Origin of the sequence: Bacillus sp. CGMCC 1.60114 (assembly GCF_042676365.1) — a bacterium.
Taxonomy (GTDB): domain Bacteria; phylum Bacillota; class Bacilli; order Bacillales; family Bacillaceae_G; genus Bacillus_A; species Bacillus_A rhizoplanae_A.
This window is the reverse complement of sequence record NZ_JBHTHG010000028.1, coordinates 44,382-58,672: the sequence shown is the minus strand read 5'-3', so window position 1 is coordinate 58,672 and position 14,291 is coordinate 44,382. Positions and strand designations below refer to the sequence as shown.

The window sequence follows — 14,291 nt, the reverse complement described above, 5'->3', positions numbered from 1 at the left end:
GTTCATCCTGAGCCAGGATCAAACTCTCCAATAAAGTTTGTCTAGCATCATAAATAAAAATTGACGTTTCACGTTGTTTGTTTCGTTCAGTTTTCAAAGAACTTATCCGTCGCTCAATTGCGACTTCCTTATGTTAACATCTCATCTATTCAATGTCAACAATGTTTTTTATTTCTTTTTCCGCTTGATGAATTCGTTCATCAGCGACGAATATTAATTTATCATATATAAAACTATATCGTCAATACTTTTTAATAAAAAATTCTTTTTCTCATATACCTTGTACAATCTTCCGGGGGAGCAATTCTTGTAAATAAAGTAAATAACAATTTATATCGCTCTTCCATCGTTTTTTTAACAATATGATGAATTCTCTTATCCGCAAAATCAAATAACAATTCATCTAACTCTCTTTTTAATACATATTCTAATTCTTTTTGTTCCTGCACCGAAATCAATAACCCAATCATTCTGTCACCTCAGCTGTTTCTTATCTACATACCACATTCATAATATATATAAAGTTAACTAAAGTTATTTTTTATACTTGGAATCAAGTATCTCGCTCTACTTCATACTCTTATCTCATCAATCCATTTTTCTAAATATCAAGACAAGAGAAATGATATAAATCATTATCGTTCAGTATATCCTTTTCTTATGATGTTAATCGTTTAGTTCTCTTTTCTTCTTCTTCTGCATATAAGTAACTGAAAAGGATTGGACAAAGGGGCGGAGAAACGATGTTCTTCTTCTTTATAACAAGTAAACATAAGTTTAAACAAATTAGTCTTATTATTGTGCTTTCCCTTTTTACAGCATGGCTGCTCTTTTTAAAAACATATTCTCATCAATCAGTTTTTTCAACAACCACTGGTCCAAAGGCAATTTACAAAGGAGACACAACAAAAAAACAAGTTGCTCTAACATTCGATATTAGTTGGGGGGATGAGAAAGCATTACCTATACTAGATACATTAAAAGAAAAAAAGATTACAAACGCCACATTCTTTCTTTCGGCAGCATGGGCAGAACGCCATCCTGATATTGTAGAGCGTATAATAAAAGATGGTCATGAAATCGGAAGTATGGGATACAATTACAAAGACTACACTTCATTAGAAGCAAACGAAATCCGAAGGGACCTCTTAAAAGCACAGGATGTATTTACAAAACTTCAAGTGAAACAAGTTCAACTCCTACGTCCTCCTAATGGTAACTTTAATAAAACGGTATTGAAAATCGCGGATTCTCTAGGGTATACAGTTGTACACTGGAGTAATAATTCTAACGACTGGAAAAATCCTGGAGTTAATAAAATTGTTACAACCGTCTCAGAAAATCTACGCGAGGGGGACATAATTCTACTTCACGCTTCTGACTCAGCACTACAAACAAATCAAGCATTACCATTGCTGCTTCAAAAATTAAAAACGGAAGGATTGGAAAACATCCCTGTCTCTCAGCTCCTCTCTAATACAAAGGCTAAAAGCAAAGACATAGATTGAACTTGTACCTACTACTCACTAAATAAAGTGAAACTGCTATCAGTGAGAGTTTTCTTTATCTTCTACCTATCGATTTTCTCTGAATCTCAAAGTTAAGGATCCTACCGCTCGTTAATGAAAGATAAAAAAAGCTGATTCCGATATAGGAATCAGCTTTTTTGTCCTATTAAACGATGTAACATTAGGACCTGATATGCATTACACAGTAACAAAGGAACAACCATTAAGTATAGCCAGTTTGTATCATTGATCCGCAGCGCTGGAACCCATTCAATAACGGTCACAACAATCATAAAGAATAAAGCCGGGACAAAAGCTTTCTTATTCGTCTCTTTACTTTTTATGTAAGCAACAATTGCTCCAAATACAAACAGAGCCCCAGCAACAAAAATATTCACACCAAGTGATGCATTTCCATTTGCAATCAATACAGAACGCAAGTAGACAAAATCAAATAATACAAATGCAATTAAGAAAATTTGTATTGCATTCCAAAGAGATGGGGAGCGAAACATCCCTAGTCCAAATCGATGAATTGTTAAATACGCAAAGAAACCCATTTGACTAATGACACTAAAAATAAACCCTACCCCAAGCAACCAAAAAGAAATTATTAAAATTTCTTTTCCGTCGAAATTTTGAAAAAATTTATCGTACTTGTCCCACTCTAAAATAAAACCGATAAAAATTGTACTGCTTCCCCCAAGAACCAACGTCGTCCAAAAAAGTCGTACCCATTTTCGGCTATTCACATACATATCCCCCAATATATATATTTCTAATTAAATTGTAACAATGTCATTTTCAAAAAGCTAGCCATCAATATGTATAAATTCCTTCAAGATATTTATATTAAAAAGAGAAATATGTGAAAGGAGCCCCGGCTGATGAAACGGAATCTGCTCATTTTGGTCTCTTTCATCCTTTTTATCGGAATAGTTGCATGTGCACAAGAAAAAGAAGCAAAATCCAATTTAGACTATGATCAAACAAAAAAAATGATTATTGATATTTTAAAAACGGATCAAGGCAAAAAAGCAATCCAAGATGTACTAACCGATGAAAAAATGAAACAAGCTCTTATTTTAGATGAAACTGTAGTAAAAAAAACAATTGAAGATACTATGTTATCAGAGAAAGGGCAACAATTTTGGGAAAAAGTATTCAAAGATCCTGAGTTTGCTGCTAAGTTTGCAAAAAGCATGGAAAAAGAACAAACAAGTTTAATGAAAACATTATTAAAAGATCCTGAGTATCAAGCAGGTGTTATAGAAATTATGAAAAACCCAGAAGTTGGGAAGATCATGATGCAAACAATGAAAAGCAAAGAGTATCGTCAATATTTACAACAAGTCTTAACTGAAACTGCCGAAAGCCCCCTATTCCAGGCAAAAATGATCGATATTATTAGTAAAGGTGTTGAAAAGGCTCAGAAAAGTGGCAGTGAGCAGAAAAAAGAAGGCGGGTCAGAAGAAGGAAAAAAAGAACAAAAATAACCCTCGTACTGAGGGTTATTTTTGTTCAATCGCTGCTCTCTCAATTACTTGCTTAGCAATTTGTTTATAGATTACTCCAATGCTATGGTCCTCATCATATACAGATGGAGCAAATTCTTCTGCATTCCAATCGGGCTGCTGGAGAGGAATTTGGCCAAGTACTACTGTACGAAGCTCTTCTGCTAGCTTTTCTCCTCCACCTTTTCCAAAAACATATTCTTTTTCACCAGTTACTTTACTTTCGAAATAAGACATATTTTCCACAACACCAATAATCTCATGCTCTGTGCGCAGTGCCATCGCACCAGCTCTAGCGGCTACAAAAGCTGCTGTCGGATGAGGTGTTGTCACAACAATTTCCTTACAAGCCGGAAGCATAGAATGTACATCCAACGCTACATCACCTGTGCCAGGAGGTAAGTCCAATACTAGATAGTCTAAATCACCCCACTCTACTTCTGTAAAGAAATGATTTAACATTTTCCCAAGCATTGGTCCTCTCCAAATAACAGGCGCATTGTCTTCTACAAAAAATCCCATAGAAATAACTTTCACACCAAAACGCTCCACTGGAATAATTTTATCCCCTCTTACAATAGGACGTTTTTCAATCCCCATCATATCCGGTACACTAAATCCGTATATATCAGCATCAACGATTCCAACCTTTTTCCCTAATCTAGCAAGAGAAATCGCTAAGTTTACAGAAACCGTCGATTTTCCAACTCCACCTTTTCCACTTGCTACTGCTAGGAAAGTTGTTTTTGAATGCGGCGATAATAAAGATTCACCCTGCTCTTCTTGCGGAGCAAATTGTATGCGTTCTTCTTCCGTAAATTCTGTAAAGCGTAAACCAACTGTTGCTGCTCCTAGTTCTTTCACTAATTTCACAATTGTTCCTTGTAGCTGCATTTGTTCGGCCGTTCCTGTCTTCACAATCGCAATTTTAATACTCACATGTTCTTTTTCTGGTTTCACAGTGACTTCTTTAATAGCATTAGTCTCTTTTAATGTTTTATTTAGAAACGGATCTACAATCCCATCAAGTGCTCCCACTACTTGTTCTTTCGTTACCATAATCTGTCCCGCCCCCTGTTATAAAAATAAGACACAATAGTTTCAATTAAGTTCTTACGAGCATGTAATTGCTCATCCAAACAAAATAAATGCGTTTTCATTGTAAGTATAGCATATTTTCGGAAAACTCCGTTACAAAGAAGAACCCTCCTTAATTAGGAGGGTTGCCTTTCTCAGTAAAATATCGCAAAACCCCGCGATATATAGCAGCAGCAACTTTTTGCTGATATTTCTCTGAATTTAATAAATATCTTTCGTTTACATTAGATAAAAAGCCAGCTTCAACTAACACACCCGGTGTTTTCGCATGCTTCAATAAATAAACGTGAGAAATTGTTTTTGCAGAACGTTTCGTATTCTCAAGACTTGTTCGTAGTTCAGCTTGAATAAATTTTGCTGCCCGCTCATTTTCTACTAAAGAACGATAATAAAATGTTTGTGCTCCTTTCGAATCGCCACTTGGAAGAGCATTCAAGTGCACACTAACAAAAAAGTCAATATCAGACTTATTAATAATCTCAACACGTTTTTTTAAGTCCTCTGCTTTGCGGCGCCTATATCCCTTGGTGCTTTTGTCTGCCAAATCATAATCTCCATTGCGTGTTAAAATCACGAGTGCCCCTTGTTCTTGTAAATAATCTCGCACTTTTTTTGTAATTTCCAATGTAATATCCTTTTCCACAATATCTTCTCCACCGACTGCTCCTCCATCTGGGCCACCATGACCAGCGTCTAGCACAATAATTTTTCCAGACAAAGGCAAGTTCCATGCTCTCCATGATTTTGTAATTTGAAAATCCTGCTTCACCAAGAAAAAGAGTGCAACCGCTGCTAACATAAAAGAAATAATCCGAATTCTTTTCATACCTTTCCCCCTCTAGCTAGTCCCTCTACTTACTTATATGGGACAAGAGGAAAGTTTATGATTTTCTTAATGCAGCTTCATGCGATATCTTCTCTCACCTTTTTCATATCCTTGTTGCCACCATGCGCTAATAAAATGTTGGCATAATTGATATAACTGTTCATCTTCGTTTTCTTCTATGGAATGCAAAGGAACACTTGTCAAAAAATGAAATAGCATTTCTGTTAATTGAATTTCTTCATGAGACGATCTGCTTTTCACATCTAAAAGAGATTCTCCATGATAACCAAACTTACTGTACCTAGCTCCTAATAAATAGGATTCAATACCTAACTCTATACAATAATCTTCATAATGACGATGGAATGTATCCATACAAAAGCAATCACGAATATTTTCTCTGAGTTTTTGTAATGATAATTCACGCAGTATTTTACGTTCATACTTCAGCTGCTTTTCTCTTTGTTTTTCTTTCAGGCTTACAATAACATTCATAGTACTTAAAACCTCCCTATGTACGTATTAGTCTAAACTTCTCAGTAGGAAGCATACACAAGAAGACAGCACTAAAATATTCCAAAGAAGGAGATGCTAACAGAAGATGTTTAAGAACATAAAAAAACCCCAGCCCAAAGGCTGAGGTTTGAAGTTCGCAAAAATTAACGTTTTGAGAACTGAGGTGCACGACGAGCACCTTTAAGACCGTATTTTTTACGCTCTTTCATACGTGCGTCACGAGTTAATAGACCTGCACGTTTTAATGTTAAACGGTATTCTGGATCAGCTTTTAATAAAGCGCGAGAAATACCGTGACGAATAGCACCAGCTTGACCAGTGTATCCACCGCCATGTACATTTACAAGTACATCGTAGTTACCTAAAGTTTCTGTTGCAACTAGAGGTTGTTTCACTACTTCACGTAATGCAGCAAATGGGATATAGTTTTCAAAATCACGACCGTTAATGATAACGCGTCCTTCGCCTGGAACTAGGCGTACGCGTGCTACTGAACTCTTACGACGTCCAGTACCATTGTATTGTACCTGTGCCAAAGTAAGCCCTCCTTTAATTAATTATCCGCGAAGTTCGTAAACTTCTGGTTTTTGTGCTTGGTGTGGATGCTCAGATCCAGCATACACATTTAATTTTTTAGACATTTGACGTCCTAAACGTCCTTTTGGAAGCATGCCTTTAATAGCAAGCTCTAACATTTGTACAGGGTAGTTTGTACGCATTTCTAGAGCTGTTCTTTGTTTAAGTCCACCTGGGTGATTTGTGTGACGGTAGTAAATTTTATCGTTTAATTTATTACCTGTTAAGTGAACTTTCTCAGCGTTAATAATAATTACATGATCACCAGTATCAATATGTGGTGTAAATGTTGGTTTGTTTTTACCACGTAAAATGGATGCTACTTCAGTAGCAAGGCGACCTAAAGTTTTACCTTCAGCATCAACCACATACCATTTACGCTCAACTTCGTTAGCTTTTGCCATAAAAGTCGTACGCATTTGTTTCCCTCCTACTCAATATCTTTTCCATAGAAAAAATTCTATTGTTTATCTTAAACACGATTTCCTTCCGGGGCTAATCGCGGTTTTAGAAACAATACCATATGTTATGATATCCTTTTGAGTTTCTAATGTCAAGCAAATGTTACACCAGGATTAGTTGTTATAGTTTACCTCCCATAAATACAGGCCTTGCCCCGGTACCATCTTCCCAGCAAAACGGCGGTCTTGTTTTTTTAAAATATCTGGAATACTTTCAGGAAAAATTTTTCCTTGACCGACGCTAAGCAGCGTACCGACAATAATTCGAACCATGTTATATAAAAAACCATTTCCAACAAAGCGAAAGATTAGCTCATCACCTTGTTCTATTAAATCTATTTCATAGATTGTTCGCACTTTATCCTTTTTATCAGTTTTTGCCGAACAAAATGAAGTAAAATCATGCGTTCCAATAAAATAAGGAATCGCTTTCTGAATGGATTCTATTTGTACTGCATATGGATATTGATATACATAATGTCTACGAAATACATCTGCTTTTTTAGATAACAATACACGATAGCGATATTCTTTTTTTACAACACCGTATCGTGCATGAAAGTCTAAAGTTTTTTTCTCAGCCTGCTGCACAACAATATCATCTGGAAGCATTGTATTTAAAGCTGCCATCCATTGCTCTCCTGTTAATGATAACGGTGTATCAAAATGAATGACTTGGCCTTTGGCATGGACAGTGGAATCTGTTCTTCCTGACGCTTGTACACGAACAGGCTCTCCTTTATGCAACTTTTGCAATGCTTTCTCTATTTCTTGTTGAACAGTACGCTGATTGGGTTGAATTTGGTATCCGCAAAAATTAATTCCATCATACGCGACTGTGCATTTTATTCTTTCCATATTTATACTCTCCATTACGATCGAACTAAAATTAAAATACAAGCTAAACCACATAGACTCAAGAGTGTTAATGTATCCAGCCATTTCCATTCTAATTGCCGGAATTTTGTACGGTATCCATTACTTTGATAACCCCTTGCTTCCATAGCAATTGCTAAGTCTTCTGCACGTTTAAACGCACTAATAAATAGAGGTACAAGTAATGAGATAATTGCTTTCAATCTATCTTTCATTGGACCACCTGCAAAGTCTATGCCACGAGAAGCTTGTGCTTTCATAATTTTACTCGTTTCATCCATCAAAGTCGGAATAAAGCGCAACGAAATAGACATCATAAGTGCAATTTCATGAACAGGAACTTTTATACGTTTTAAAGGATGCAGCAATGTCTCCATGCCATCTGTAATTTCAATTGGTGTTGTTGTTAATGTTAGTAGAGTGGTCATTAAAATAATAACTAAAAAACGAATCGAAATATAAATCCCTTGCTCCAGCCCTTTCTCATATATAGAAAACCATCCAAATTGAAAGAGTACAGTACCTTCTTTTGTTGTAAAAATATGCAGAAAGAACGTGAATAAAAAAATCCATAAAATAGGCTTTAAGCCAGACAGAATATAACGAATCGGCACTTTTGCAAAAAACAAAGCAATGAGTGCATACAAAAATAGCAAGCTATATGAAATTGCATTATTTGCTAAAAAAACAACAAATACATATAAAAAAACAATTAACAGTTTTGCACGAGGATCCATTCTATGAATAGCAGATTCTCCTGGAATATATCTTCCGATAATTAACTGCTGCATGATGAATCCCCACCTTTTCTAAACAGTTGTATGACTTCATCTGCTAAATCTTCTAAAGACAAGGTGGCTTTCGGTATAGAAATGCCTAATTTCTCCTCAATTTCCCGCTTATATTTCAGCGACATTGGAAGAGACACACCAATTTGTTCAAGTTCTTCTGCATGCATAAAGACTTCTTCTGATGTTCCTTGCAAAAAGACCGTTCCTTTATGCATGACAACAATGTTGTCTGCATATTTTGCAGCATCCTCCATATTATGTGTCACAAGAATCACCGTAAGATTATTTTGCTTGTGAAGATCATAAAACATCTCCATAAGCTCATTTTGGCCCTTTGGATCAAGTCCTGCTGTTGGCTCATCTAATACTAATACCTCAGGCTCCATCGCTAATACACCAGCTATAGCAACACGTCTCATTTGTCCTCCGCTTAATTCAAACGGAGATCGTTCTAATAGTTCTTCTGATAACCCAACCAATCGAATAGCATCTTTTGCTTTTTGTTTCGCCTCATGCTCAGACACACCAAAATTTAAAGGACCGAAACAAATATCTTTTTCCACCGTTTCCTCAAATAACTGATGTTCTGGAAATTGAAAAACAACCCCAACTTTTTTTCGAAGAGGTTTTAATTTTTTTACTTTCTTTTGAGAAGATATTGTATACTCTCCAATGCGAACAGTTCCACTCGTTGGTTGTAATAAACCATTTAAATGTTGGATCATCGTTGACTTACCCGAACCCGTATGACCGATAATCGCATAATATCCGCCACTAGGAAACGCAATATCTATATCATAAAGGGCCCGTTTTTCAAATGGGGTTTTATATTGATAACGATGCTCTACTTTTTGGAATGTAATCTCCAAAGTTCGCTCACCAAACTTTCCATTGTAAGATGCATTGATTGTAAAGGAATTTCATTACTTTTCAATAATTCTGCCATTTTCACAGAAAATGGCACGTCTAAGCCGATTTCTTTCAGCATTTTAGATGACCTAAAAATATGCTCGGGCGTTCCTTCTTCTAATATTTCTCCGCGATTTAAAATAACAATACGATCTGATTGCGCAGCTTCCTCTAAATCATGAGTAATCGAAAGAACTGTAATCCCTTTCGTACGAACAAGATCTCTGACTGTTTCTACTACTTCTCTACGGCCTTGTGGGTCAAGCATAGATGTTGCTTCATCTAATACTAAAATAGACGGCTGAAGTGCCAATACGCCCGCAATTGCAACGCGTTGCTTTTGCCCACCTGATAAATAGTGAGGTTCTTCATTTTGAAACTCTTCCATTCGAACGAGCTCCAAAGCATGCTTCATACGCTCTATCATCAGCTCCCTGGGCATTCCGATATTTTCAAGTCCAAAGACAACATCATCCTGTACAGTTGTTCCAACAAATTGATTATCTGGATTTTGAAAGACCATTCCAATCTGTTTCCGAATATCCCAGACAGTTTCTTCAGATAGAACAAGAGTTTCATTTACAGTAATTGTTCCAGCTGATGGTAAAAACAAACCATTTAATAACTTTGCAAGCGTGGATTTTCCTGACCCATTTTGTCCAATAACAGATACCCATTCTCCTTCATATAAGGAGAACGAAACGTCACGCAGAGCATAAGAAGCAGCTTGAGGATATTGAAATGATATGTTCTCAGCACGAAGCTTCTCTTTTTTCACTCGCGGGCCCCCTCTTACATTATTCAACCAAATAAAGTGAAACTTCCATCAGTAAGGTTCTTTCATCTCCCATTGATAGAAAGCTCTCACCAATTAGGCACATGCCGGCAGGTATCTCCTACCTAGCTTCCCCGTTTCTCTCTGAATCTTGAGGTGGGAGTCTTACTGCCTGCGAATGGCAGGATAAGTGTTTTCTTCTATACTTAAAAAAAAAGGGCCATGACCAGTTACTTAAAAAGTACTGTCCTGCCCTTTTGCTTGTCATTATACTAACTCGATAATTACCATTGGTGCAGCGTCACCGCGACGTGGACCAATTTTTGCAATACGAGTGTATCCGCCTTGACGCTCAGCATAGCGTGGAGCTACATCAGCGAATAATTTTTGTAATGCATCTTGACCAGTCTCAGCATTAGCAACTTCATTACGAATGTAAGAAGCTGCTTGACGACGAGCATGAAGATCTCCGCGTTTACCTAAAGTGATCATTTTTTCCACTACAGAACGAAGTTCTTTTGCACGAGTTTCTGTCGTTTGGATGCGCTCGTTGATAATTAAATCAGTAGCTAAGTCACGTAACATAGCTTTACGTTGCGCACTTGTACGGCCTAATTTTCTGTATGCCATTCGTAGTTCCCTCCTTTGTTGATGAGTTTAAATCCTCAGTCGTCTTTACGTAAGCCTAAACCTAGTTCTTCTAGCTTATGCTTAACTTCTTCTAAGGATTTACGTCCTAAGTTACGAACTTTCATCATATCTTCTTCTGTTTTGTTCGCAAGCTCTTGTACAGTGTTAATACCTGCACGTTTTAAGCAATTATAAGAACGAACAGAAAGATCAAGTTCTTCAATTGTCATTTCTAGAACTTTTTCTTTTTGATCTTCTTCCTTTTCGACCATAATCTCAGCATTTTGCGCTTCGTCAGTTAAACCAACAAAGATGTTTAAATGCTCTGTTAAGATTTTGGCACCTAAAGAGATAGCTTCTTTTGGCCCGATGCTTCCATCCGTCCATACATCAAGCGTAAGCTTATCATAATTTGCCACTTGTCCAACACGTGTCTTTTCCACTTGGTAAGTCACACGTGATACTGGAGTATAAATAGAATCAATAGGAATTACACCTATTGGTTGATCCTCGCTCTTATTTGCATCAGCTGGCGTATACCCACGGCCACGCTTTGCAGTTAAACGCACGCGGAAATGCGCATCCTTTGCTAACGTTGCAATGTATAAATCTGGATTTAAGATTTCAACATCACTATCATGAGTAATATCAGCAGCTGTGACAATACCTTCGCCCTGTACATCAATTTCGAGCGTCTTCTCTTCTTCAGAGTAGATTTTGAGAGCTAACTTTTTCAAGTTTAAGATGATCGTTGTAACGTCTTCTACTACACCCTCAACTGTCGAAAATTCATGTAATACGCCATCGATTTGGATGGCAGTAACAGCGGCACCAGGGAGTGAGGATAAAAGGATACGACGTAAGGAGTTACCCAAAGTAGTACCATATCCACGCTCAAGCGGTTCAATAACGAATTTACCATACTTAGCATCTTCGTTAAGCTCAACCGTTTCGATTTTTGGTTTTTCAATTTCAATCATTTATTAAACCCTCCTTCAAAACGTCGAAACCTCGGTTAGACATAGGAAATCACCTCTATCTAACCGAAAGTCCCCCTTAGGCAGTTCCCGATTGTGCACAACAAGCGATGTTTCTGTACGAAATTTCTCGATAATGCATCATATCCATTATAGACAATAGGGAAAAATCTATACAGAAAAATTATACACGACGACGTTTTGGCGGACGACATCCATTATGAGGTACTGGAGTAACATCTTTAATTGCTGTTACTTCTAGACCTGCAGCTTGAAGCGCACGAATTGCAGCCTCACGACCAGCACCAGGACCTTTTACAGTAACCTCTAAAGTTTTTAAACCATGCTCCATTGCAACTTTAGCAGCAGTTTCAGCAGCCATTTGTGCAGCGAATGGAGTAGATTTACGAGACCCACGGAAACCAAGTGCACCAGCACTAGACCAAGAAAGCGCGTTACCATGAGTATCTGTAAGAGTTACGATTGTGTTGTTGAAAGTAGAACGAATATGAGCGATACCAGCTTCAATATTCTTTTTCACACGTTTTTTACGAGTGTTTGTTTTACGTGCCATTGTTAGTTCAACCTCCTTTACTTATTATTTCTTTTTATTTGCTACTGTACGACGTGGACCTTTACGTGTACGAGCATTGTTTTTAGAGTTTTGACCACGAACTGGTAAACCACGACGGTGACGAAGACCACGGTAAGAACCGATCTCCATTAGACGTTTAATGTTAAGAGAAACTTCACGACGAAGGTCTCCTTCAACTTTGATACGATCGACGATATCACGGATACGTCCTAATTCGTCTTCAGTTAAATCGCGAACTCGTGTTTCTTCAGAAACACCAGCTTCAGCAAGAATTTTTTCAGCAGTTGTGCGACCAATGCCGAATACGTAAGTTAAAGAAATAACAACGCGTTTGTCACGAGGAATATCTACACCTGCGATACGTGCCATTCCGAATGCACCTCCTTCTGATTAACCTTGTTTTTGTTTATGTTTAGGGTTTTCACAAATAACCATTACTTTTCCACGTCTACGAATAACTTTACATTTTTCGCAGATCGGCTTAACTGACGGTCTTACTTTCATGTCTCGAACCTCCTTAAAGATTACGGAGTGCTATATTATTTAAAGCGGTACGTGATACGACCACGATTTAAATCGTACGGAGATAATTCTACCGTAACTTTATCTCCTGGTAAAATACGAATGAAGTTCATACGGATTTTACCAGAAACGTGAGCCAATACAACATGCCCATTCTCTAATTCTACTTTGAACATAGCATTTGGCAACGTTTCAATAACGGTACCTTCGACTTCAATTACATCATCTTTAGCCATTCAATGTTCTCCCTTCTTCAAATCAGTAACATTCTACACTGTTCTGAAATTCCGGAGAGCCAGCTACCTATAAAGTGGTAAGGATTTCGTATCCTGCTTCTGTAAGAGCAATCGTGTGCTCAAAATGTGCACACCATTTACCATCTACCGTTACCACTGTCCAGTCATCAGATAGTGTTTTTACATATCGTCTTCCTTGGTTCACCATCGGCTCAACACAAATGACCATTCCCGGTTTTAATCTAGGGCCTTGATTCGGTGGACCATAGTGCGGGATTTGTGGGTCTTCATGTAAGTCTTGCCCGATTCCGTGACCGACATACTCCCTAACGATCGAGAATCCATTATCTTCAACATACGTTTGAATCGCATGTGAAACATTAGATAATCGTTCGCCCGGTTTTGCGTGTTCTAGACCAAGATACAACGATTTTTCTGTGACATCAAGTAGCTTTTGAACAGATTCGGAAATGTTTCCTACTGGATACGTCCATGCAGAATCTCCATGGTATCCATTATATTTCGCACCAATATCGATACTAATAATATCGCCTTCTTGGAGCTTGCGCTTTCCTGGAATCCCGTGTACAAGCTCTTCGTTTACCGAAGCACAAATGCTTCCCGGAAATCCGTTGTATCCTTTAAAAGATGGCACAGCGCCATATTTTAGAATCGTTTTTTCCGCTATTTGATCGAGCTCTTTCGTTGTAATTCCTGGGGCAATATGCTTTTTTAACTCTTGATGAGTTAAAGCAACAATCTTGCCAGCTTCTCGCATAATCTCGATTTCGCGAGGAGTTTTGCAAATAATCATTACGCTAAGCCTCCGATGAGAAGATCGACATCAGCAAATACTTTATCGATATCTTGCTCACCATTAATGCTTTTTAAGTAACCAAGCTCTTCGTAGAAATCAAGCAACGGCTTTGTTTGCTTAATATTCACTTCTAAACGATTTGCTACAGTTTCTTCGTTGTCATCAGAACGCTGATATAACTCGCCACCACATTTATCACATACGCCCTCTTTTGCTGGCGGATTGAATTCTAAGTGGTAAGTCGCACCGCACTCTTTACAAATGCGACGGCCTGTTAAACGTTTTAACAACAATCCTGAATCCACATTAATGTTTAAAACATAATTGATCTTTTTGCCAAGATCTTTCATGATTTCTTCAAGAGCTGACGCTTGTGCAACTGTTCGTGGAAAACCATCTAATAAGAAGCCTTTTACGCAGTCTTCTTGGCTTAAACGCTCACGCACGATTCCGATTGTAACTTCATCTGGTACAAGTGCTCCTTTATCAATAAAGGACTTTGCTTGTAAACCAAGTTCAGTTTCATCTTTCATAGCAGCACGGAACATATCTCCTGTTGAAATGTGAGGGATGTCATACTTGGCAACAATCTTTTCGGCTTGTGTGCCTTTACCAGCACCTGGAAGCCCCATTAGAATTAAGTTCATCTGTATTCCCCCTCATG

Annotated in this window: 21 protein-coding genes; 2 read left to right on the top strand and 19 right to left on the bottom strand. The window is 37.7% G+C overall.

Annotation, left to right across the window (positions count from 1 at the left end):
- Nucleotides 1–251: 251 nt before the first annotated feature.
- Entirely contained in the window at nt 252–470 is a 219-nt protein-coding gene (locus ACFQZ1_RS09485) for a hypothetical protein (RefSeq protein WP_377881855.1), read from the bottom strand.
- Nucleotides 471–743: 273 nt separating this feature from the next.
- On the opposite strand from ACFQZ1_RS09485, the gene pdaB reads away from it, so the two are divergent.
- Nucleotides 744–1,508 carry a polysaccharide deacetylase family sporulation protein PdaB gene (gene pdaB, locus ACFQZ1_RS09480; protein ID WP_377881854.1) on the top strand — a complete coding sequence of 255 codons (765 nt, stop codon included), beginning with the start codon at nt 744–746 and terminating at the stop codon, nt 1,506–1,508.
- A 149-nt stretch (nt 1,509–1,657) separates the two neighbouring features.
- Here the strand turns inward: pdaB and ACFQZ1_RS09475 are convergent, their stop codons facing one another.
- On the bottom strand, nt 1,658–2,260 hold the full coding sequence (locus ACFQZ1_RS09475; RefSeq protein ID WP_377881853.1) for a KinB-signaling pathway activation protein: 603 nt from the start codon (nt 2,258–2,260) through the stop codon (nt 1,658–1,660).
- A gap of 135 nt (nt 2,261–2,395) precedes the next feature.
- On the opposite strand from ACFQZ1_RS09475, the gene gerD reads away from it, so the two are divergent.
- Nucleotides 2,396–3,004: a spore germination lipoprotein GerD gene (gerD, locus tag ACFQZ1_RS09470; protein ID WP_377881851.1), complete on the top strand. Its 609-nt coding sequence runs from the start codon at nt 2,396–2,398 to the stop codon at nt 3,002–3,004.
- A gap of 15 nt (nt 3,005–3,019) precedes the next feature.
- Here the strand turns inward: gerD and ACFQZ1_RS09465 are convergent, their stop codons facing one another.
- From ACFQZ1_RS09465 to ACFQZ1_RS09385, 17 genes are all read right to left on the bottom strand, one after another.
- The gene (locus ACFQZ1_RS09465; protein ID WP_377881850.1) at nt 3,020–4,081 is read right to left on the bottom strand and encodes an Mrp/NBP35 family ATP-binding protein; all 1,062 of its coding nucleotides are present in this window, start codon (nt 4,079–4,081) and stop codon (nt 3,020–3,022) included.
- Between the two features lie 151 nt (nt 4,082–4,232).
- Entirely contained in the window at nt 4,233–4,946 is a 714-nt protein-coding gene (cwlD, locus tag ACFQZ1_RS09460) for an N-acetylmuramoyl-L-alanine amidase CwlD (RefSeq protein ID WP_377881849.1), read from the bottom strand.
- A gap of 66 nt (nt 4,947–5,012) precedes the next feature.
- Complete coding sequence (locus tag ACFQZ1_RS09455; protein WP_377881848.1) at nt 5,013–5,441, bottom strand: DUF2521 family protein; 429 nt, start codon at nt 5,439–5,441, stop codon at nt 5,013–5,015.
- A gap of 164 nt (nt 5,442–5,605) precedes the next feature.
- Nucleotides 5,606–5,998 (bottom strand): 30S ribosomal protein S9, encoded by a 393-nt coding sequence (gene rpsI / locus ACFQZ1_RS09450; RefSeq protein ID WP_020063209.1) that lies wholly within the window; start codon nt 5,996–5,998, stop codon nt 5,606–5,608.
- Nucleotides 5,999–6,019: 21 nt separating this feature from the next.
- Nucleotides 6,020–6,457 (bottom strand): 50S ribosomal protein L13, encoded by a 438-nt coding sequence (gene rplM, locus ACFQZ1_RS09445; RefSeq protein ID WP_336484580.1) that lies wholly within the window; start codon nt 6,455–6,457, stop codon nt 6,020–6,022.
- Between the two features lie 156 nt (nt 6,458–6,613).
- On the bottom strand, nt 6,614–7,357 hold the full coding sequence (gene truA, locus ACFQZ1_RS09440; RefSeq protein ID WP_377881847.1) for a tRNA pseudouridine(38-40) synthase TruA: 744 nt from the start codon (nt 7,355–7,357) through the stop codon (nt 6,614–6,616).
- A 14-nt stretch (nt 7,358–7,371) separates the two neighbouring features.
- Nucleotides 7,372–8,166 carry an energy-coupling factor transporter transmembrane component T family protein gene (locus tag ACFQZ1_RS09435; protein WP_377881845.1) on the bottom strand — a complete coding sequence of 265 codons (795 nt, stop codon included), beginning with the start codon at nt 8,164–8,166 and terminating at the stop codon, nt 7,372–7,374.
- Entirely contained in the window at nt 8,154–9,035 is an 882-nt protein-coding gene (locus ACFQZ1_RS09430) for an energy-coupling factor ABC transporter ATP-binding protein (protein WP_377881844.1), read from the bottom strand. The genes ACFQZ1_RS09435 and ACFQZ1_RS09430 overlap by 13 nt, the downstream gene beginning before the upstream one ends.
- Nucleotides 9,011–9,853, bottom strand: coding sequence for an energy-coupling factor ABC transporter ATP-binding protein (locus ACFQZ1_RS09425; RefSeq protein ID WP_377881843.1), 843 nt, complete (start codon nt 9,851–9,853; stop codon nt 9,011–9,013). Before ACFQZ1_RS09425 ends, ACFQZ1_RS09430 begins: the two co-directional genes overlap by 25 nt.
- A 264-nt stretch (nt 9,854–10,117) precedes the next feature.
- Complete coding sequence (gene rplQ / locus ACFQZ1_RS09420; RefSeq protein ID WP_098310011.1) at nt 10,118–10,480, bottom strand: 50S ribosomal protein L17; 363 nt, start codon at nt 10,478–10,480, stop codon at nt 10,118–10,120.
- Between the two features lie 35 nt (nt 10,481–10,515).
- Nucleotides 10,516–11,460 carry a DNA-directed RNA polymerase subunit alpha gene (locus ACFQZ1_RS09415; RefSeq protein WP_000569645.1) on the bottom strand — a complete coding sequence of 315 codons (945 nt, stop codon included), beginning with the start codon at nt 11,458–11,460 and terminating at the stop codon, nt 10,516–10,518.
- A gap of 181 nt (nt 11,461–11,641) precedes the next feature.
- A complete protein-coding gene (rpsK, locus tag ACFQZ1_RS09410; protein ID WP_154710865.1) occupies nt 11,642–12,031 on the bottom strand; it encodes a 30S ribosomal protein S11 in 390 nt (129 codons plus the stop codon).
- A 24-nt stretch (nt 12,032–12,055) separates the two neighbouring features.
- A complete protein-coding gene (gene rpsM, locus ACFQZ1_RS09405) occupies nt 12,056–12,421 on the bottom strand; it encodes a 30S ribosomal protein S13 (protein WP_035433696.1) in 366 nt (121 codons plus the stop codon).
- A 21-nt stretch (nt 12,422–12,442) separates the two neighbouring features.
- Complete coding sequence (gene rpmJ / locus ACFQZ1_RS09400) at nt 12,443–12,556, bottom strand: 50S ribosomal protein L36 (RefSeq protein ID WP_000868344.1); 114 nt, start codon at nt 12,554–12,556, stop codon at nt 12,443–12,445.
- Nucleotides 12,557–12,591: 35 nt separating this feature from the next.
- A complete protein-coding gene (gene infA, locus ACFQZ1_RS09395; RefSeq protein ID WP_020062312.1) occupies nt 12,592–12,810 on the bottom strand; it encodes a translation initiation factor IF-1 in 219 nt (72 codons plus the stop codon).
- A gap of 67 nt (nt 12,811–12,877) precedes the next feature.
- Nucleotides 12,878–13,624 (bottom strand): type I methionyl aminopeptidase, encoded by a 747-nt coding sequence (gene map / locus ACFQZ1_RS09390; RefSeq protein ID WP_377881842.1) that lies wholly within the window; start codon nt 13,622–13,624, stop codon nt 12,878–12,880.
- A complete protein-coding gene (locus tag ACFQZ1_RS09385; RefSeq protein ID WP_098310009.1) occupies nt 13,624–14,274 on the bottom strand; it encodes an adenylate kinase in 651 nt (216 codons plus the stop codon). Before ACFQZ1_RS09385 ends, map begins: the two co-directional genes overlap by 1 nt.
- Nucleotides 14,275–14,291: the final 17 nt, after the last annotated feature.